Annotated in this window: 19 protein-coding genes and 1 riboswitch; of the genes, 10 read left to right on the top strand and 9 right to left on the bottom strand. The window is 41.5% G+C overall.

What is annotated here, in order from left to right; translation table 11 throughout:
• Positions 1-9: 9 nt before the first annotated feature.
• Both FNZ24_RS16940 and FNZ24_RS16935 read right to left on the bottom strand, forming a co-directional pair.
• Positions 10-1,155, bottom strand: coding sequence for an efflux RND transporter periplasmic adaptor subunit (locus tag FNZ24_RS16940; protein WP_153916020.1), 1,146 nt, complete (start codon positions 1,153-1,155; stop codon positions 10-12).
• Positions 1,156-1,533: 378 nt separating this feature from the next.
• A complete protein-coding gene (locus tag FNZ24_RS16935) occupies positions 1,534-2,589 on the bottom strand; it encodes an MBL fold metallo-hydrolase (protein WP_228768526.1) in 1,056 nt (351 codons plus the stop codon).
• Positions 2,590-2,729: 140 nt separating this feature from the next.
• On the opposite strand from FNZ24_RS16935, the gene FNZ24_RS16930 reads away from it, so the two are divergent.
• Positions 2,730-3,341, top strand: a complete 612-nt coding sequence (locus FNZ24_RS16930) for a TetR/AcrR family transcriptional regulator (protein WP_153916018.1) — start codon at positions 2,730-2,732, stop codon at positions 3,339-3,341.
• Positions 3,342-3,368: 27 nt separating this feature from the next.
• On the opposite strand, the gene FNZ24_RS16925 is transcribed toward FNZ24_RS16930, so the two are convergent.
• Together FNZ24_RS16925 and FNZ24_RS16920 are read right to left on the bottom strand one after the other, a co-directional pair.
• The gene (locus FNZ24_RS16925) at positions 3,369-4,058 is read right to left on the bottom strand and encodes a DNA-3-methyladenine glycosylase I (RefSeq protein WP_153916017.1); all 690 of its coding nucleotides are present in this window, start codon (positions 4,056-4,058) and stop codon (positions 3,369-3,371) included.
• Between the two features lie 45 nt (positions 4,059-4,103).
• Complete coding sequence (locus FNZ24_RS16920; protein WP_153916016.1) at positions 4,104-4,658, bottom strand: thioesterase family protein; 555 nt, start codon at positions 4,656-4,658, stop codon at positions 4,104-4,106.
• Positions 4,659-4,891: 233 nt separating this feature from the next.
• Positions 4,892-5,067: riboswitch (FMN riboswitch) on the top strand.
• Positions 5,068-5,160: 93 nt separating this feature from the next.
• Here FNZ24_RS16920 and ribB point away from each other — a divergent pair.
• Positions 5,161-5,817, top strand: a complete 657-nt coding sequence (ribB, locus tag FNZ24_RS16915; protein ID WP_153916015.1) for a 3,4-dihydroxy-2-butanone-4-phosphate synthase — start codon at positions 5,161-5,163, stop codon at positions 5,815-5,817.
• 73 nt (positions 5,818-5,890) lie between these two features.
• Here the strand turns inward: ribB and FNZ24_RS16910 are convergent, their stop codons facing one another.
• Positions 5,891-6,562: a flagellar brake protein gene (locus FNZ24_RS16910; protein ID WP_153916014.1), complete on the bottom strand. Its 672-nt coding sequence runs from the start codon at positions 6,560-6,562 to the stop codon at positions 5,891-5,893.
• Between the two features lie 162 nt (positions 6,563-6,724).
• Positions 6,725-8,779: an oligopeptidase A gene (prlC, locus tag FNZ24_RS16905; RefSeq protein WP_153916013.1), complete on the bottom strand. Its 2,055-nt coding sequence runs from the start codon at positions 8,777-8,779 to the stop codon at positions 6,725-6,727.
• Positions 8,780-9,100: 321 nt separating this feature from the next.
• Here prlC and FNZ24_RS16900 point away from each other — a divergent pair, with 321 nt between their 5' ends.
• Both FNZ24_RS16900 and FNZ24_RS16895 read left to right on the top strand, forming a co-directional pair.
• Positions 9,101-9,820 (top strand): copper resistance protein B, encoded by a 720-nt coding sequence (locus FNZ24_RS16900; RefSeq protein WP_153916012.1) that lies wholly within the window; start codon positions 9,101-9,103, stop codon positions 9,818-9,820.
• Positions 9,821-9,940: 120 nt separating this feature from the next.
• The gene (locus tag FNZ24_RS16895; protein WP_153916011.1) at positions 9,941-10,453 is read left to right on the top strand and encodes a hypothetical protein; all 513 of its coding nucleotides are present in this window, start codon (positions 9,941-9,943) and stop codon (positions 10,451-10,453) included.
• An 11-nt stretch (positions 10,454-10,464) separates the two neighbouring features.
• Here FNZ24_RS16895 and FNZ24_RS16890 read toward each other — a convergent pair whose 3' ends face one another.
• Complete coding sequence (locus FNZ24_RS16890) at positions 10,465-10,626, bottom strand: hypothetical protein (protein ID WP_153916010.1); 162 nt, start codon at positions 10,624-10,626, stop codon at positions 10,465-10,467.
• A gap of 112 nt (positions 10,627-10,738) precedes the next feature.
• On the opposite strand from FNZ24_RS16890, the gene gorA reads away from it, so the two are divergent.
• A complete protein-coding gene (gene gorA, locus FNZ24_RS16885; RefSeq protein WP_153916009.1) occupies positions 10,739-12,094 on the top strand; it encodes a glutathione-disulfide reductase in 1,356 nt (451 codons plus the stop codon).
• Between the two features lie 133 nt (positions 12,095-12,227).
• Here gorA and FNZ24_RS16880 read toward each other — a convergent pair whose 3' ends face one another.
• Positions 12,228-13,145 (bottom strand): LysR family transcriptional regulator, encoded by a 918-nt coding sequence (locus FNZ24_RS16880; protein WP_153916008.1) that lies wholly within the window; start codon positions 13,143-13,145, stop codon positions 12,228-12,230.
• Between the two features lie 189 nt (positions 13,146-13,334).
• On the opposite strand from FNZ24_RS16880, the gene FNZ24_RS16875 reads away from it, so the two are divergent.
• Both FNZ24_RS16875 and FNZ24_RS16870 read left to right on the top strand, forming a co-directional pair.
• Complete coding sequence (locus tag FNZ24_RS16875; protein ID WP_153916007.1) at positions 13,335-13,970, top strand: trimeric intracellular cation channel family protein; 636 nt, start codon at positions 13,335-13,337, stop codon at positions 13,968-13,970.
• Between the two features lie 397 nt (positions 13,971-14,367).
• Entirely contained in the window at positions 14,368-15,546 is a 1,179-nt protein-coding gene (locus FNZ24_RS16870; protein ID WP_153916006.1) for a C45 family autoproteolytic acyltransferase/hydolase, read from the top strand.
• Between the two features lie 237 nt (positions 15,547-15,783).
• Here FNZ24_RS16870 and FNZ24_RS16865 read toward each other — a convergent pair whose 3' ends face one another.
• Positions 15,784-17,736, bottom strand: a complete 1,953-nt coding sequence (locus FNZ24_RS16865; protein ID WP_153916005.1) for a BCCT family transporter — start codon at positions 17,734-17,736, stop codon at positions 15,784-15,786.
• 561 nt (positions 17,737-18,297) lie between these two features.
• Between FNZ24_RS16865 and FNZ24_RS16860 the strand changes: the two genes are divergently transcribed.
• From FNZ24_RS16860 to FNZ24_RS16850, 3 genes are all read left to right on the top strand, one after another.
• The gene (locus FNZ24_RS16860) at positions 18,298-18,600 is read left to right on the top strand and encodes a DUF1330 domain-containing protein (protein WP_153916004.1); all 303 of its coding nucleotides are present in this window, start codon (positions 18,298-18,300) and stop codon (positions 18,598-18,600) included.
• A 394-nt stretch (positions 18,601-18,994) separates the two neighbouring features.
• Positions 18,995-19,708 carry a hypothetical protein gene (locus FNZ24_RS16855; RefSeq protein ID WP_153916003.1) on the top strand — a complete coding sequence of 238 codons (714 nt, stop codon included), beginning with the start codon at positions 18,995-18,997 and terminating at the stop codon, positions 19,706-19,708.
• Between the two features lie 13 nt (positions 19,709-19,721).
• A complete protein-coding gene (locus tag FNZ24_RS16850; RefSeq protein ID WP_153916002.1) occupies positions 19,722-20,360 on the top strand; it encodes a type 1 glutamine amidotransferase in 639 nt (212 codons plus the stop codon).
• Positions 20,361-20,398: the final 38 nt, after the last annotated feature.

The following is a 20,398-nucleotide window of genomic DNA, read 5'->3' as shown; positions in this document are numbered from 1 at the left end:
AACGTTACCCTATTTAGTAGCTGGAGTTGCAGATAAAACTTGTGGTGTCACCACTGCGCCTTGACGAATTTTCTGTAAGCCATCAACAATTAACTTATCGCCAGCTTGCAAACCATCAGTAATACGCCATTGGTGATTAATCACCTCAGCAGTCGTCACAATGCGAGACTCAACCTTGTTTTCAGCACCAACAACCATAGCAACCGCTTGGCCTTTGGTGTTACGTGTAATCGCTTTTTGAGGCACTAAAATCGCTTGTGGATCTTGGCCAGCATTTAAAATTGCACGAACGTACATACCAGGCAATAACACCCCGTCAGGGTTAGGGAACTCGGCACGTAAGGTCACTGAACCAGTCGCTTCGTCCACACTCACTTCAGCAAACTGTAAAGTACCTGCTTGCTCATAAGTTGTGCCATCTTCAAGAATCAACTTCACTTCAGCATTTTCGCTTTGCTGTAATTTACCTGCTTTCAGCTTGGCTTTTAAACGAAGTAATTGAGCACTTGATTGAGCAATATCAACATTAATTGGATCCAGTTGCTGAATTTTAGCCAATGTATCTGCTTGATTAGCAGTAACTAACGCACCAGGAGTCACACTTGATTTACCAATGCGGCCAGAGATAGGCGCTTTCACTTCAGTATATTCAAGGTTGATGTTTGCAGTATTAATCGCAGCTTTTGCAACAGTGACGTTAGCAATGGCTTCTTTGTAAGCCGCATCGGCTTCATCAAAGTCTTGCTTACTAATGGCATTAGTTTGCACAAGTGCTGCGTAGCGGTCTGCAGTTGCTTTTGCCGATGCCAAAGAAGCATTTGCGCTAGCTAAATCTGCTTCAGCGCTAACTAGCGCTGCTTTGTATGTTGCCGAATCGATTTGATACAGCGATTGACCCGCTTCAACGTCCCTGCCTTCAACAAAACCACGATTGGTGATAATGCCAGAAACTTGTGGACGAACCTCAGCTTCTAAAAACGCACGGCTGCGACCTGGTAACTCAACGTGAATAGCTTGAGATTGCTCAGTCACACTCAACACTCCAACTGGAACGGGAGGTGCTTCTTGCTGGGTTTGAGCCTTATCGGCTTGACCACAAGCGGTAATCCATAAAGCCGCAGTGATAACTGAGGCTATTTTCAGTGCTTTGTGCATGACTGTTCTTACTCCTAATGACATCATCAGTAACCTTACGCTTCATTGCGTAACAGTTGCTAAATAGCGATATTCCTAACGTTTCAATTTACTTACTTTTTGATGGGCACTGTTATCGCACACCCGTGTAAACTCAACAACCATTTAAAATATTATAAATTGTAAACAAATAATAAACTTAGCTGCTTTGTTTCAGGCTTGTTAATGAATCTGTGCCAACAAAAAATACAACCTTTTTATGTTACAAAAACGTTATATTGCAACAGGCTATAAAAACACCAATATACAACATAACGTTAAAAAAAATGCATATGAAATAGTATTTTATTTGGTTTAGTTTAGGTTAAACCAGATATATTTCTATTTTCTCAACAAAAATTATTGCGCTTGTAGTAATAACTCCTCGTTCGGTAACATTTCACGCCACCAACGTTCAGTTTTCAACGCAGACTTAACTGACACAGCTTCGCCAAAAATAGGAGTGACAACACGAACATTTGCCTGCTCGCCTAGATGTACAATCCGCTCTAATGGCTCAAACCAATCATGCAATGCTAAATCAAAAGTCCCATTATGAATCGGGATCATGGCTGTTTGATGAAAATTATCACCGTTTAAATCAATATGAGCCTGCATGCTTTGCTCAGGCATCATATGGATGTCACTCCATAATTCATTATAGGCACCCGTTTCGATCATGGTGATGTCAAATGGCCCATAACGCTCTCCAATTTCTTTAAATCCTGGAAAATATCCACCATCACCACTAAAAAACAGCTTACTTTGTTTCCCTTTAATGACCCAGCTCGCCCACAAAGTGGTATCACGGTCAAATAACCCACGGCCAGAAAAATGCTGTGCTGGCGTCGCGACTAACGTTAAATCACCTAATTTAAGTTCTTGCCACCAAGACAATTGGTTTACCTTGCTAGGCTCAACGCCCCACTCAATAAGATGGTTGCCCACTTTTTCAGGTGTCACAAAATACTGAACCTTGTTTTTAAGTTCTGTCACAGCTGCCTTATCTAGATGATCATAATGGTCATGACTAATGATGACCGCCTTAATAGGGGGTAATTGTTCAATATTTATTGGAGATTGATGAAAACGTTTTGGTCCTGCCCATTGCACTGGCGAAGCTCGTTGGCTAAACACAGGATCTAAAAGGATATATTCGCCATCAATACGAATTAACAATGTTGAGTGACCCAGACGAAAAATTTGATCTTCCGTCGAAAAACTCAAACTCGTAGCAGTCATAGGTTTAACAGGCACCTCAGCTTCAGGAGTAGGATGAAGCCTTTTTGTGGTCATATAACTTTTAGCTATGCTCCAAATATCACTTAGACCAGATTGATAAGCGATATCGGTATTTTCAAATTTCAGCGCTTCTGCTTTGTTATTACCAAATATTGTTTTAATTGAAAATGCCACGACTAAAACTCCTACAAAAATCCACAGATATTTCATTTTTCACACCAAAAGTAAACTACACGGTGCAGTTTATTAAAATATAATTGAAAAGTAAACTACTCAGTGTAGAATATCGACAGATTTACTTATTGAGCCAAACAATGCCTAAAGAAAAAATGACATTAAGCCAGATAAAGCGAGCTGATATTATCAATGCCGCTAAAGTGACCTTTACTGAATTTGGGGTGGCTGCAACCAGTATGGATAAACTTGCTGAAGTTGCAGGGGTATCTAAGCGTACGGTTTATAATCACTTCGAGACCAAAGAAGCGATTGTTATGACCTTGATGGCTGATTTATGGGACCGCTCTTTAAAGCATAATGTAGCTGAATACCAGAGTGACAGACCACTGCTTGAACAACTTTCTGAAGTAGTATTTATAGAAGTTAACTTTATTAGTAGTCAGGAATACATTGAACTGACACGTATGGCTATTGGTCACTTTTTTTATACCCCAGAATCGATGAATAAAGAATTTCAACGGGTGAAAAAACAAGAAAGTGCCACCATGCGCTGGATAAGGGAAGCGATAGCCGACAAAAAAATAACGGTCACTGATGAAGAGCTAGCATTACAACAAATACATAGCCTGATAAAAGGTAGCTGCTTTTGGCCACAAGTCATGCAGTTTGCAGAAAGGCTCAATCATGATCAACAGCAAAAAATAGCAACAGAAGTCGCGAAGATGTTTTTATGTCGCTACGAAAACTAGGGCCCATTCACCCAGTAAAACCGAGAACTAAACTCGATTATCACCCACACCCAAGGAAATAATGCGGCTGATTTGTGCAAGGCTCAAACCTGACTCTTGTTGCCAATGATTAAAAGCTGACTGAGCTTGGCGAAGCGCCGTTTGCGAAGTAAACCCTGCATCAACAACCTTGGTGGCTGTCAGGTAAGATTTGACATCATTAGTTAATAGAAAGGTGTCTTTGCCAATGGTGCGTAAAAAGTAAGGGCCTGTATTACCACCTAAGCGGCTGCCTTTCTTTTTTAATGCTTGCCATAGGCCGGTAATATCCTCTTCAGGCCAGTTAGCAATAAACTCTGCAAAACTGCCATGCTCAGCAGAAATTTGCTGCACCATATAGGCATTATCGACAATTGACTGGGTTTTCTTCTGATGACGAATAAGCGTGGCATCACTGGCTCGCTGCTGAATTTGATCAGGAGACAACATTAGTACTTTAAAAGGTTCAAAGTTAAAAAAGGCTTCTTCATAGGCCGGCCATTTGTTTTCAACCACTCGCCAAACAAAGCCACTCTGAAAAACTTGCTTGCTCATCGCTGATAACAATTGCGCATCAGAATACTGACCAATTTCGTCGGCTTCCAGTGATTGTGGCATTAACAAACCTAACGCTTTAGCGCCGCCTTTTCGTTCAGCTGCACGGTCAAATATATCGCTAAATTTTTCTAGTTTTACCACTGCGTTACCTACTCAATACGTTATCAATTATCGGTATGATAACGCTTACGAAGCTAAACTCAATTTCGGCTTGCTGTTTTGCTCTTTCTTAACTTGTAAAAACTCTTTCCACTTGATGATTTCTGGCGGCATTTCAGGCGTTGGGCCGAAATAGCCACCCGCTTCTACCAAATCGGTAATCGGCACTTGCTTGCCTTTACAAATAAATACGCCACGAACATGCATGATGCAATGTAAGCCTCTTGCAGTCACAAAGCGTTGTTCGATGTAAAAGTACTTCTCATCCCAGCCAACAATACGCGTTTCAATTTCAAATTTTTCCATCGGTTTGATATCACGGAAAAACGTAAACTCCGATGCGTTAACAATAGGTAACCACTTCAACTTAAGAAATTTTTGCATTAATCCCATTTCAGCAATCATATGGGTACGCGCAAGATCCATAAACGCAGGATAACGGGAATTAGTTAAATGCATATTGATGTCGCAATCAAGTGGCCAAGCACGGTAACTGATTCGACTGGTATCTAAAAAACCTATTTTCTGGGCTTGGCGATTGCGCCAAAGCATTAACCAAATGAGGCGGAAATATAAATTCATACAACTACTCCTTGTGAGCAAAACAGGCTAACAGAGGTCATACCAGCTATCAAGCCTGCTTGCTAAATTAACAAAGCATTAAATAGAACTCGTTTTACAAAAGCCTATTTGATAAGCCCAATCACAGACAATAGATCATTAATTGTAGCCTCTGTGAGCGTTAGCACTTTTTTAAACGAGCGTTTTGGCTTACCATGGCGGCGCTGTTCACACATTGGGTGTGATCAGGTTATTTTAATTCTCAGGGCGGGGCGAAATTCCCCACCGGCGGTGATGTTAACTTACCTTTATGTAATCTTAACTAAGCCCGCGAGCGCTCGATTCGTCGAGGTCAGCAGATTTGGTGATGTAGATGTAATGTCTACTATTCCAAAGCCGACGGTTATAGTCCGGATGAGAGAGAATAGAAATACACCAGTGAGCCTAGGGCTTACTGGTGTATTTCGTTTGGCGTAAAACCCCTCTTTAAAGCCCTGATTCTGGTATTTTTTAGGAGTTAACCATGAATCAGTTATCACTACTTTCGCCTTTTGGCGATCCTATCGAACGTGTTGAAAAAGCCTTAGAAGCATTACGTCTAGGTAACGGCGTATTATTGCTCGACGATGAAGATCGTGAAAATGAAGGCGATATTATCTATTCAGCAGAGCATCTTACCAGTCAGCAAATGGCATTAATGATCCGCGAATGCAGCGGTATTGTGTGTTTATGCTTAACTGATGACCAAGCAAATAAGCTTGAATTACCACCAATGGTTGCCGATAACAACAGCGCTAACCAAACCGCTTTTACTGTATCTATTGAAGCTAAAGAAGGCGTCACCACAGGTGTTTCTGCACAAGATCGTGTTACCACAGTAAAAACGGCTACCGCTGCAGATGCTAAAGCATCTGATCTGGCCCGTCCTGGACATGTTTTCCCACTTCGTGCTCGCGCTGGCGGTGTTATGTCTCGTCGCGGCCACACCGAAGGCACGGTAGATTTAATGCAAATGGCAGGTCTTCAACCGGCAGGCGTATTATGCGAAGTCACTAACGAAGATGGCACCATGGCAAAAGCACCTGAAATTGTTGCATTTGGCCTTAAGCACAATATGCCAGTATTGACGATTGAAGACATGGTGATGTACCGCCAACAGCATGATTTGAAATTGGCCTAGTGTTTTAACTTTAGAGCCTATGAAAACAAAAAAGCGACTAATAACAGTCGCTTTTTTAATGCCTTCTTAATTCTTACAAATCAATATACAGCTGAGTTAGCAAGGTTTTGATTTGTTCATCATCGTCTTCAAACTTAATTCCAACATTGACCTTACCGTCCTCAAAGCGGCTATTGCACACCTTGGCAGGAATACAAATCCCCTCATTATTAGGGTTACGGATCGTCACTATAATGTCTTTCTGACTCACCTTCAGATTTGGGTTTTCCGTTTTGAAAACGAAGCCACACCCCTTGGATGATATGTCAGAAATAATGCCTTTTAGTTGGGTTCCGTGGCTAGCATCATTTTCATCTTTAGCTTGAATAGCTGCCGGTAAATGCGTTATGTACCTTTGATGGGTTCGTAACTGACGGTTCTCAATTTGCTTTGGGTAAGACAGAAAAATAAACTTTTCGGGGATTTTGGTGATATTGCGAATAGTCGATTTAAAGGCGTAGCACTCACCTTGTTGACCTTCCAATAAATAACGAACAACAACACCGTTGCCTTCAACAAACACATCACTGTAATTTTTCATTTGCTGCGGTGCGGGATGTTTCAAAATAATATATTTGCCAAGCTCATAGCCTACCAAAGTAGCTTTGGTTCTGAATTTAACAGGGAAATCAATTTGAATATCCACCGCTCTGCCCGGTGATAGGGTAAAGAATACTTGCTCTTCTGGTAATGGTTGCTCGTTCAAAATACGAATCCGTTCAAATTATGCTATCACAGCCATCATAATGTAACTTTCACGATTTAATAAGTTCATTTTGCAAAATATTCAATCCTGACAAAATCAAAACAAAAAAGGCACCCTAAGGTGCCTTTTATTAATGACAATCGCTTAAAACAAGCTATTGGGTTATGCGTTAATTCCAGAGTGACGCAATAGCGCATCAGTATTGGGTTCACGACCCATAAAGCGAACAAATAAGGTCATTGGTTCTTCACTGCCACCCATTTCAAGAATGTTGTTTAAGAAGCTTTTACCGGTTTCAGGGTTAAATATGCCCTCATCTTCAAAACGAGAAAACGCATCGGCAGATAATACTTCGGCCCATTTATAACTGTAATAACCTGCAGCATAGCCACCAGCAAAGATGTGCGCAAAACCATGTTGAAAACGGTTAAACGATGGCGGCACATTGACTGCAACTTGGCCACGTACTTCATCCAAAATACCTTGAATATCAGCGCCTTTTTCGGCATCAAACTCATGGTGCATTCTGAAATCAAACAGTGAGAACTCAAGTTGGCGCAACATCATCATGCCTGACTGGAAGTTCTTCGCCGCCAGCATTTTATCAAGCAGTGCTTTTGGTAAGGCTTCTCCAGTTTCAAAGTGACCTGAGATTTCAGCTAATGCTTCTTCTTGCCAACACCAGTTTTCCATAAACTGACTTGGTAGCTCAACGGCATCCCAAGGTACACCGTTAATGCCAGCAACACCGCCGACTTCAATTTTAGTCAGCATATGGTGAATACCATGACCAAACTCATGGAACAGAGTCGTCACTTCGTCATGGGTAAACAATGCAGGTTTACCATCGACAGGGCCATTAAAGTTACAAGTTAAATACGCCACAGGTTTTTGCAAACCAGTGCTAGTAACACGACGGCCTCGGCAATCATCCATCCAAGCGCCGCCACGTTTACCGCTGCGGGCATACAAATCTAAATAGAAGCTACCACGGTGAACCTTGTCAGCATCATAGATGTGGAAAAAGCGCACATCATCATGCCACTTATCAAAGCCATGTTGCTCCTCGATACGTAAACCGAATAAGCGCGATACTGTGTAGAACAAGCCTGATAACACCTTGTCTTCAGGGAAGTAGGGGCGCAGTAATTCTTGAGAAACTTCATATTTATGCTGCTGTAATTTTTCAGCATAAAAGCTCAAATCCCATGAGGCCATTTCAGTAACATCAAAGTGATCTTTAGCAAATGCTTTCAGTTCAGCAAGTTCTGACTTGCCTTGCTCTTTTGAGCGCAATGCCAATTCATTTAAGAAAGATAATACTTGGCTAGGATCATTGGCCATTTTGGTGGCTAACGATTTATCAGCGTAGCTATCAAAACCTAATAGCTGCGCCAGTTCATGACGTAACGCTAAGATTTCGTCCATGTTGGCACTGTTATCAAACTCACCCGCATTTGGACCTTGATCCGATGCGCGAGTGACAAAAGCACGGTAGCATTCTTCACGTAATTCGCGGTTTTCACTGTATGTCATCACCGGCAGGTAAGATGGAAAATCTAAGGTAAATAACCAACCTTGTTGTTCATTTGCTTCCGCCATCGCTTTAGCTGCGGCAATCGCTGAATCAGGCAAGCCAGCTAGCTCAGCCTCATCAGTGATAAGCTTAGTCCATGCTTGGGTGGCATCTAATAATTGATTTGAAAAGCTACTCGTTAATTCAGATAAACGTTTAACAATTTCACCGTAACGCACTTTTTGCTCATCATTTAAACCAATACCAGACAATTCAAAGTCACGTAAGCTTTGAGTCAATAAGGTTTGTTGCGCTGTGGTGAGTTGCTCGAACGCTTTAGATTCTTGAATCGACTTATAGGCTTGGTATAAGCCTTCATGTTGGCCTACGAACGTGCCGTACTCAGACAATAATGGTAAACAAGCATCGTGTGCTTCACGCCATTCATCTGTACTCGTCACTGAATTCATATGTGAAACAGGCGACCAGATTTTGCTTAAGCGATCATCGACTTCTTCAAGTGGCTCAATCAAGTTTTCCCAAGTGTATTGGTTTGTACTTGCCAATACTTGTTCAATTTTACTACGACAATCGGCAATCGCTTGCTCAACAGCTGGCTGAATATGCTCTGCTTTAATGGCTGAAAACTGCGGCAGTTCGCTTTGTTTAAGCAAAGGATTATCTAGCAATGGGTTGCTCATAGGTGATTCCTCGGGAAATAGGGTAATAATTGCCTGTTACACATTAATAAGGGCTCAAGTGGTTGAATTCAAGTCTAGCTGTTTATTGAAATAAGAATTAACCCTCTAATCAAATGAGATTGATTGGCACAAACATGACTGATTTTTCGTCTATATGAAAATACTCTAAAATAACGTGACGTAACACCCACATTTATTTACTGATAATTTACATAAGAATTATTGACAATCCGATCGCAAATCTAACTCATTATCATTTTTAGCTTATTCAATTACTGTATCCTGTTCTTATCTACCGATTGAACTAAAAACATTACTGATATGAAATTAACGCCAGTTTTTTTATCAATAATAAGCATTGCCGCTCTCTCCTCCTCCCACGCTAAGGCGGAAGATCTTGAGTTTGCCTTTAATGCTGGCTGGGACTCTAAGTATATTTCAGAAGGCAGAAATAACTTAGACAGTGGTGGCATATATCAAGCTGGAGCTGCGGTAACATCAGGTGATTTAACTACTTATGCCACTATGGTCAGGGGAGACTCAGAGCATTACATCGAATGGAATTTTGGTTTTGAGTACGCTTTACACCTACATGACGATATTGAAACTGTAATAGGCTACCAGCGCTTAGAGTTTTATGGGGATGAACGCGATCATGACAATGAAATCTTTGCCGTCATCGCCTATACCGGTGTCGACTGGTTAATTCCATCTGTTGCTTATACCTATGCAACAGAAGCTGGCGGATATTTTGTCGAAGTCAGCTTACATAGCCCATGGCAATTGACAGAGCAGCTCACAGTAACCCCATATATTACTCAAGGATTTGATTTTCAATATGCGACTGAAGAACATAATGGTGCCAACCATTTCCAAATAGGCGTTGAAGCAAGCTATGAACTCTCAAACAATATCGCCGTCAGTGCTCACTTTAGTCACTCCATTGCTATGGACGACATAAAAGAGCAAGCGAAAGCTGAAGGGGTCACGGGAAGTTTAGATCAAAGTTACGCTGGCATTCATTTCACTTGGCATTTTTAACTTCCAACACGTTCACGCTTAAATTGGCGTTAATACGCATCGGCTTCTAAGCTCAGTGAGCTAAGCCTGTTTGTTGTGACATTGCAAACAAGGCGCGACCCACCAAGCAAAGGAATGCTTATGACATATTCAAAAGGATACTTGTACCTCATTATCTGTGCATTTTGCAGCCTAGCTGCGCAAGCCAGTGACCTATCAGCACTCACTAAAGCTAAAACGCAAACAGAAACACAAACCAAAACAAGTTCAACTCCCCCAAAGCCACTTCCCATGGGCATGGTGTTCGACCATCAAGGCCAGCCTATCTCGCTGCCACCAGCACAAGGCTCGCTTAACTTTTCATCCACGGAGATGCTTAGAGATGAATCAGCTGCTCCCTATAAAAAGCCCCAAATCGCTAATAAACCTAAACCAACAAAGCTAAGCGCAAGTTCAGTAAAAATCGCCAACGACCCAAGTTGTCGCTGGGTTGGCAACCGCATAAAGCAGTTATCTAAACAGCTTAAACACCATGATCAAGCTGCCTACCTGCAAACTGAATTGTCACACCGCGAGGCAGAATGGCAATGTATGGATTGTGAAGGCAACGGTCCTTCACAAGGGCAACAAGCTGAGTGCCAGTATCGCCGCTAATCATCAACTCATCATTTTACGCCATGCTTTGCAGTATTGCTCACTGCAAAGCCATTACTGTCTGTATCTGAATTATGTGTCTGCCTTAACTTGAGTGTCAGCCATTCGTTGCAATAATTCGCTGCAATAATTTCACCGACTTTACGGTCTTTGAAACTAGCTTGTGATTGCATTCCCCCCTACAATGGCTGCAATAAAAAATGGCAAACTCACATAAACGCTTAAAATAAGTCAGGCATTTTTTAAGTATGTCTGGCTCAAGTATTAATAATAGAGAGGGTTAACATGGCTCAACATTATGACTATATCTGTCTTGGCGCAGGTAGTGGCGGTATCGCTTCAGGTAATCGCGCAGCGATGCGTGGTGCAAAAGTATTGGTTATTGAAGCTAAACACGTTGGTGGCACTTGCGTAAACGTGGGCTGTGTACCGAAAAAAGTCATGTGGTATGGCGCTCATGTAGCCGAAGCAATGCATTTATTTGCTAAAGATTATGGTTTTGACGTCACCGTTAATAACTTTAACTGGAATACCTTAGTCGATAATCGTGAAGCTTATATCAGCCGCATCCATGATGCTTACGGCCGTGGCTTTGCAAGTAACAAGGTCACCCTATTGAATGGTTACGGTAAATTCGTCAACAGCAATACTATTGAAGTCGATGGCGAGCATTACACTGCTGACCATATCCTCATTGCCACTGGCGGCGCACCAACCATTCCGAATATTCCTGGTGCTGAGCACGGTATCGATTCTGACGGTTTCTTCGCCCTACGTGAGCAACCTAAGCGTGTCGCTGTAGTTGGTGCTGGTTACATTGCTGTAGAGCTTGCTGGTGTATTGCATGCCCTAGGCAGCGAAACGCATTTGTTAGTTCGTAAGCATGCACCACTTCGTAATTTCGATCCGATATTAACTGACACCCTAGTTGAAGCCATGGAAATCAATGGCCCAACACTGCACACTCATAGCATTCCAAAAGCGGTAGTGAAAAATGCAGATGATAGCTTAACCCTTGAGCTTGAAAATGGTGAAAGCCTCACTGTTGATACGCTGATTTGGGCAATTGGACGCTCTCCTTCAACGGGTAACATCGGCCTAGAAAATACCGATGTTAATCTTAACGCTAAAGGCTATGTTGTCACTGATGAGCAGCAAAATACCACAGCAAAAGGCATTTACTGTGTCGGTGATATTATGGAAGGCGGCGTAGAGCTAACGCCTGTTGCCGTTAAAGCTGGCCGTCTACTGTCAGAGCGTTTATTTGGCAATATGCCAAACGCTAAAATGGATTACAGCGTCATCCCAACGGTCGTCTTCAGTCACCCACCGATTGGCACTATGGGCTTAACTGAACCAGAAGCAATTGAACAGTTCGGCGAAGATAACGTTAAAGTGTACAAATCAGGCTTTACCTCAATGTACACTGCCATTACCGCTCATCGTGAAGCGTGTAAAATGAAGTTAATCTGTGCTGGCGAAGATGAAGTGGTTGTTGGTATTCATGGCATTGGTTTTGGTATGGATGAAATCCTCCAAGGCTTTGGTGTTGCGATGAAGATGGGTGCAACAAAAGCTGACTTTGATGCGGTTGTCGCAATTCACCCGACTGGCGCTGAAGAGTTTGTTACTATGCGCTAGAACGCAATAACAAGCGTTAAAAATAAATCGATGCACTGTGCTTAGTGAATATATGCTCTTAACTGCGTTATTAGCATTAGTTTTTTAAATAAGTACAGTGCATTATTTAATCCCAATTCAACATTAAATTAGCTTACTCGTCTTCTTTCTGCAGTGCCTTATAGTGCTCAACATACTCATCAATGGCTTTTATAACAGACTGTTTAATCGTCAAAATATGTTTTGAGTGAGGATTCCATAATGCAAACGAAATCTTTAACCCATGCTTAAGCTCAGTGGGCATAACCGGCTCTAAATTATCAGTAATATACTGAGATTCTTTAAGCATTTTGGGTAACCACCCCCAACCTAGTCCTGTTTGAATTAACTTCACCGCCAAGGCAAATTGATCAATTTGTTCGTTATCGGCTGAAATCACAATCTTGCCTTTCAACCCCTCTTCAATAAAGGTGCTCAGAACAAACTGTCGAGATGTTCTCATTGCACTCAATACTTTTGAAGCAGGCAGTTTAGACATTGGACTGCCTTTTTTTACAAATGGTACTAGCTCCATGTAACCAATAAATGTGACATCTTTACCGTAAATACCTTTCGCCTGATCAATATTCACTAAGCCAAAGTGAATATCACCACTTTCAAGCCCTTGCTCAATCTCGGTTTTGCTTCTTATTAAAAAGTTAACCTTCATACTAGGAAAGTCTTCAGCAAGTTGAGTTCTTATTGCTGCAAGTATCGGCTGAGGAATAATACTCGAATGGGCAAAGTTAACACTTTCCATTCCGCCAAATGAAAGGCTTAACGCAATTTTATCGAAGGTATCTGACTGGGCTATGGTAGATTTAGCATAATGATATAGCAAGTGCCCCTCTTCTGTCGGCTCAACGTTTCGGCCAATTCTCTCGAACAACTCCACCGCTAAGGTATCTTCCATATTGGCAATCACTTGCCCTGTTGTCGTTCGATGTTTTCCTAATTGCACCGCAGCTTTGCTAAACGAACGCTGCTCATAGACGGTAACAAAGGCAACTAACTGTTCGATACTGGTGCTCATAAAACTCTCTAGCTCAATGGAGTGACACTTCAAAGCTAACACTAACCGTTTAAATTGCAACAACTTGCCTGAGAAGATAAGTGAGCATGGCATCCGTCATATCGCATTCTTTGTAATGCCGCCTCCTAGATATGATGTTCATCCATTAACCACCTAAAGCCACAAACAAACGTTTTTGAGGAGTTGAACGTGTATATCACATCCAGTTTGATCATCAGCACAATTACAGTGCTAGGTACTGCGGCATTCGCCCTTTCCGCAGTATTTGCCGCCAGCGAAAAGAAAGCCGATGTTTTCACTGTGCTAGTACTCGGTATTACCACTGCAGTCGGAGGAGGAACAATTAGAGACTGTATATTAAATGTTCCCGTTTTTTGGTCTGAAGACATGCAATATATTTGGATTGCGATATTAAGTTGTCTTATTGGGTTTATATTCTTTCCGATATTTAAAATTAAACAGATCAATCGTATCTATCTTTATATTGATGCTGTTGCCATCGCCATGTTTGCGATTCAGGGGACCGAAAAAGCGTGGAGTTTAGGCTTTGGGCTACCAATTGCACCGATTATTCTTGGTGTTATTACCGCAATAGGCGGAGGCGTTATTCGGGATATGCTGATACAAAGACAAACGTTATTTTTATCAAAAGAACTTTACGCAATACCTGTTGCACTTGGCTGCACAATACATGCAGTTGTACTCGCTTATTTGCCGAGTTTTTCTAATGTGAGTGCAATAGTGTCAATTTTAATCGTCGTGTATATTCGTCATCTCGCCATCAATAAAGATCTCCAAGTGCCAAGCTGGGCGATCATGAAATAATTCTCTGCTCATAAAATTCCCCCCCAAGATGACTCAGCGTTTGCTGAGTCATCTTTAATCATTTTTTCATTGCTACCTTTCCCTTCTTAATTGCAATCTTTAACTGCTATTTCACTGCTCAATCACTGCTCAATCACTGCTCAATCACTGCTCAATCACTGCGTCTATCAGTTTCAGCTCTATTCAATCTCGATTAACTAATGCTTTACTAGCGCATTTCAAATTGATCGTGCCTCAAGAGATGCTCGGCAGTAAGCCTAAACACATTGCTAAACGGTTCATTGATTCATTCCAACTTTAATTGACGAGTCACATCCGTCATATTGAATTGTTTGAATGAAAAAAACCTCGATATTATGTACACAACTTAACCAGCACCACTAATGACGAGGTCACTATGAATACATCAACTCTTACGCAAAAAGCACAATTTGAAAACGGCACTATGTTTAAAACCAATGAAGACATGCTTTACGTCTTACAGCTAAATGGCAGTTGGTACGACATGGGTAAACAATATGGCAACTTAGCAAAAGAACATATGCAGCCAATGTACGACAAGCTAGTTCAAGCAGAAATCAACAGCGGCTTGATTAGTCAGCAAGAAGCATTCAAGTTGTTTGGTTCGCGCATTTTCATCTCGCTAACGACACGTCGTAAACAGTACTTTCAAGGCGTGGCAGATGCATTAGGCTGGCCTGTTGAAAAAGTCATTGTGCTTGATCAATGTGGACCAATGGCCATTTACTTGCAAAAGCTTCACTCTTTTTCAGGTTGCTCTTCTTTAGCGGCATGGGGAGAAAGCACAACAGATGGCAGTACCATCGTGGGCAGAAACATGGACTGGAGTGAGATCTTTTTAGATTTCCCTGTGTATGTCACGGTATATAACCCAACTGATGGTTCAAATGGTATTGCTAATGTGAGCTGGCCTGGATGGACTTGGATGGTGACAGGCTTTAATGACAAAGGCGTATACACAGACTTACATGATGGTACGTCAATGGGCGGCAATATCATATCAGTTGAAAAGCCGTCTTTCCTCAACTCAGTGTTCGACTTTATGGCTGAGTCGGATAATGCAGAAGCACTAAGCTTTCGCTATCAAGCAGCTAAGACTGACGTTTCGTCTATTTGGATGGTCGCTGATAGTCAGGGTAGTGCCTGCTCTTATGAGAATGTCATTCAAGAAAACCGCAAGCGAGTTGCAGATACAGGTGCCAGCTCATTTGTTACCGTAAATACATTCTTAAATCCTGACTGGGGGATTGGTGTACGTGAAACGCAAAGTTTCTCTCTCAAGCGATTAGCGAATTTACAGGCTCTTCATGCTGAAAAGGCTGGTCAGATTGATGCGGCAGCAATGCGCGATATCTTTGACTTACCTCTTTATAATGAAGATGGCAGCTTTAAAGAGCATGGCGGGGTGACTAAACCAACAAACCAAGATGTTGATTTAACCAACTATCAAGTGGTCTCAGATTTAAACAAACTGCAAATGTCAGTCAAACTTCCTGCTTTGGGCAGTGACGCACAGTGGATTAATATCGATATCAAAGCGCTATTTAACCAATAAGCTAGACATTTAAAACGGGCCCCAGTGGCCCGTTTTTTATACCTCAATTAACCTATCCCAGCTTCTTTTGCCACTCAGCACTTTCTTGATTAAACGCCAAACTAGCTCAGTATCGCTAATCAGTTACAGCGGTTAGATTTACTTTAGCCACATTAGCGGCTCTAGAGCCTGAAAGTGATTTATCAGGCAAAAAGTGGTTTATAGATTGAAGCAAATAAACAGTTTCAAACTAGGTTATTACCCTTGTGAGTTTAGCCTTGCTTGAATCGCGAGTTTTACTTCTTCTTGCTCAAGTAACAGCTCTTGTTCTACTTTTTCACGCATCAGATCGTTGAAAGATGATCTTGCTTCTTGTGCTAATGCAGATGCTGCCAGTTTGCTTTCTTTAGCTTTAGTCACTTCTTCAGTGAGTTGCTGTAATTGCTTGAGAATTTCATCGGGTGCATTACCTAGCTCAACACTAGATTCACCACGCGACAGAGCCTCTCGACGTAATTGTTTTTTCAACATCCAAATGGCTTCATTAGCTTCACGCTCTGAATTGGCAGCTTCAATAGCATTGTCCCGCAAGAGTTCAAAACGAGCCAAAGCTTGTCCTTCTTTGCTCCATGGATCAACATCAGGCAGATCAGAAATATTAATCACAGGATCAACATAATCATCTTGATGACTGAGATCCAACATGGCTGCTTTTACACCTGAAATCATCAGCATGACAGCAATCACTAGCAAGGGTAATCCGCCAACGATAGCTGCGGTTTGTAGTGTAGCTAAGCCGCCCATAAACATTAATGCAGATGGCATAAACGATAAGGTAAACGCCCAGAATAAACGGTTCCACCGCATAGGATCTTCAGTAACATTAGTTTGCACCACAGACGCTAAAATGTACGAAATAGAATCGAATGTTGTAGCAGTAAAAATCACACACAATAAGGTAAATAATGCGATAACTAAGGTACTAAATGGCAATTGCTCTAAAATCGCAAAAATTGCTCGGGTAGGCCCTTCTGTGTTTAAAAGTCCCACCACATCCAGTTGACCCGATAACTGCAATGAAAGCCCGTAGTTACCTAAGATAATGAAGTACATCGAACAACCCAGCGAGCCGAAAAACACCGCTCCTGAAATCATTTGTTTAATGGTGCGACCGCGAGAAATTCGCGCGATAAATAAGCCCATACTTGGTGCAAATACTAACCACCAAGCCCAATAGAAAATGGTCCAGTCTTGAGGGAAGTGAGTATCTTCAAATGTTCCCATACCACCAAAAGGTTCGGCCCATGTTGCCATCACAAAGAAATTTGATAGCATTCGGCCAATGGAGTCTAAGCCAGTTTCTAGCATGAAAATAGTTGGACCACACACAAGCACAAACAGCAATAACCCTAATGCCCCCCAGAAATTTATATTACTGAGAATCTTAATCCCTTTATCCATCCCCATATAAGCTGAATAAGCAAAGATAGCCGTACACAGCATCAACACCATAATTTGACTGCCGGTGGTCGCAGGAATACCAAAAAGGTAGCTTATCCCTTCGTTAATCAGTGGCGCCGCTAAACCCAGTGTGGTTGCAGCGCCGCCTAGTAAACCAAAAATAAATAACACATCAATACATTTACCCAATTTACCAAAGCTGTTGGCTTCACCAATCACTGGCATTAATGCCGCAGACACTTTAAGCACAGGCTGTTTACGCACATAGAAAAAGTAAGCAATGGGAATGGCTGGGATCATATAAATACACCATGCAATCGGCCCCCAATGGAATAAACCGTAAGTCGCTGCCCAGCGTATGGCTTCTTCACTGCCTGGCTCTAATTGAAATGGTGGATTTTGGTAATAGTAAGCCCACTCAATGGTTCCCCAATATAAGATACTGGCACCTATACCGCCGCAAAATAGCATTGCAGCCCAAGATGCTAGCCCAAACTCCGGTGACTCATCAGGATCGCCCAATTTAATCTGGCCGATATCAGAAAAAACGATGTAAATCATGAAGAAAAAGGCCGCTAATCCTAAGCCCAAATAAGCAAAACCTAACTTATCTGTCATAAATAACTTAGCAACAGCAATCCACTCGGCTCCTTCATTAGGAAAAATCAGTAACGGGGTAACAACAGAAAACAACAGCAATAACGCACCGAAGAAAGTCGGTTTATCGATAAGATCGAAGTGTTTGTTCATTTCATTTGTCCGAAACAACTAAAACAGATTTAAGAGAATTCACACCACAAGTGCTTCCCCGTTCTGCGAGACAGACGGGTTTGAAAACAAGTGAAAGCGTTTGGGTAGGGTGTAAACGTTTTATTTGTAGCACTAACGGTGAGTGTTAGTTGCCACATCAACTTCAATGTAGGCTGACGATAAAATAATGTTAAACCCGCTAACTGTCGACTAACTTATGTTTCAAATAGATTTAAATTGTGACTCGTATCTCAATTCATTGAAATCCGACATCATTTCAGCATAAAAAAACCACAGCATTTTCCTTAAAGCCCTTAATAACGCCTTCTCAGGCCGTCATAACTTGATACACGCTAGACGATAATTACCTAAATTCAAGTTTTAATTATCAACAAATTCTATAAAGTTATTCATCAGAAAGCTTAATTATCAATTCACAACTGCAATGTTAAGATTGATTTCAAGTTGTTAAGCATTGAAACAAACATCAGGTTTCGAGCGTTAATTCTAAATCTGAAAACAACATTGATACTCATAAATAACCCTCTAGAGGAACATCACATGACTTATTATTCAGTATTAGCCGTAACACCAACAAATGATGATTGGGTTGCTGATTACATTGGCCCTGCAAACAAATTAGTGGCGCAATACGGTGGTAAATACCTTGCTCGAACTGGCAGTCATGAGCGTTTAGAAGGTCAAGGTGAAGATTCAGCATTACGTATTGTCATTGAGTGGCCATCAAAGCAGGCCGCAATCGACTTTATGAATGATCCTGAATACGCACCACATTTTAAAGCCCGTACTGCAGGCTCAAAAAGCGAGCATTTTTTGATTGAAGGCAAAGATGATCTCGCCTAAGTAATAGAAATGTATTTTCGATTCAATCACGTATGAGTATATTCGAAATACAATAAATGGCTTTGTAGTTAAAGCCACTGATGAGTGTAAGACCAACAAAGCCCAATGACATGAGAACCTCTCACTGCATTGGACTTTTTGAGCTGGTAAATTATTTAGTATCGCACTTATTCAGCTTGGCTAGTTTGCTGCGCTTGAACTTGCCCAATATGCTGATCAAAAATCTGTCGTTTCGTCTATTTAATTCTATGACTTCGAATTGTTAGTAGATTGTAGTAAAATAGTTTCTGAGGACGACCTCAGTTTATTCGTTAAATCGCTATTCAGTGTTATAGACCAATAAATATTCATCCGGGGACGGCCCCATCTGACTAATTCCAGATAGGAGCCGAAAATGTTCAAATCCGTATTTTTTACAACTGTCTTTATTGCAATCATCACTCTTTTTTCTTCGCCTTTACAGGCAAATAATAGCCATTTTGGTACCCACGGCATGACCATATTTGGTGGTAATGATGGCTTATTTGCATCACATTTGCCCATGTACCATAAACCCCATAATGTGCAAATGGTGATGCAATTTCACTTTAGTGATCCTGTAGTTGATAAAACCGTAAAACAACAATTAACACAGCAAGCCCACCAAGCTAACCAGCTGTGGACCATTGTGCCTAAGCCATTTGATTTAATGCGTTTACATCCAGCGCAAGATAATGGGCTTACACAATTACAAGCTGATGTTGTGGAAGGGCATTTTGAGCGCGGTGGTATAAGTCGATTCACCGATCAACAGGTTATCATTGATAAAGTCATCATTTTCTCTGAACTCAGTATGCTGGTTGAGCAAGATAAAGCAGCGAATGCGCAATACTTAGTGATTGGGGCCAATCCACAAAGTCAGCATCAGTTTTTAATCAAATTAATTGAAAATCGCCCAGAGGCTGATCACCTTTTACGAATGTTAAATCATCAATTTAACAAGGTATCTCAGGTGACAGTCCCACTAAAAGGCAAGTTACATCCAAGCAAGGATGAGTTAGCAAAAAGCTTATCTATAGCGCCTAAACAGCTTATCGAAATCTACCTTGAAACGGCCGAGTTGCAATAATAGGAAAAAGCACATGCAAAAACTCACCTTAGCCGTTATCCACCATCACCCAGCTGAAGGGGCAGGACGAATAACTGATTGGGCTAATATTTATGGCCACCAATTGGTTCATTTTATGGCGCCAAATAATGAGTTACCCAATTTGATGAATGTCGATGGGCTGATCATATTAGGTGGCCCTATGGATGTGGTAGAAAATCCAGCTTGGATGCAAGCAGAACAAACCCTTATTAAGCAAGCTGTAAATGAAAATATGCCTATCATCGGGATCTGTTTAGGCGCACAGTTATTGGCATCGACACTCGGTGCCAAGTTACACGCACTACCTGAACCTGAATTAGGTTGGTTGCCAATAAAGCTGGTTGATAATCAAGTAATGCAAGTGCCCCAGTGGCATTATCAAGGGTTTAAGTTTTGTGATTCTAAGGTGAGCATCACTGCAAATTCAACAGCTTGGCCACAGCAAATGTTTGTTCATCAAAGGCAGGTAGGAATTCAGTTTCACCCAGAGTGGAATGCTGAACAAATACAGCAACTGCAGCATGCTTTTGGCGATACTTGCCCATTTGATACCGATGAAGCGCTAGTTTTTGATGCTCAAAATCAGCTTGAACAATGGTTTTTTAAGCTAATGTCTCAAATGTTCAAATAAAAAATGCCCGATTAAYCAWTCWKAAAGAATGATTAATC

This window comes from Shewanella sp. TC10 (assembly GCF_009663145.1).
In the GTDB taxonomy this organism is placed as follows: Bacteria; Pseudomonadota; Gammaproteobacteria; order Enterobacterales; family Shewanellaceae; genus Shewanella.
This window is presented reverse-complemented; position numbering and strand designations above follow the sequence as displayed.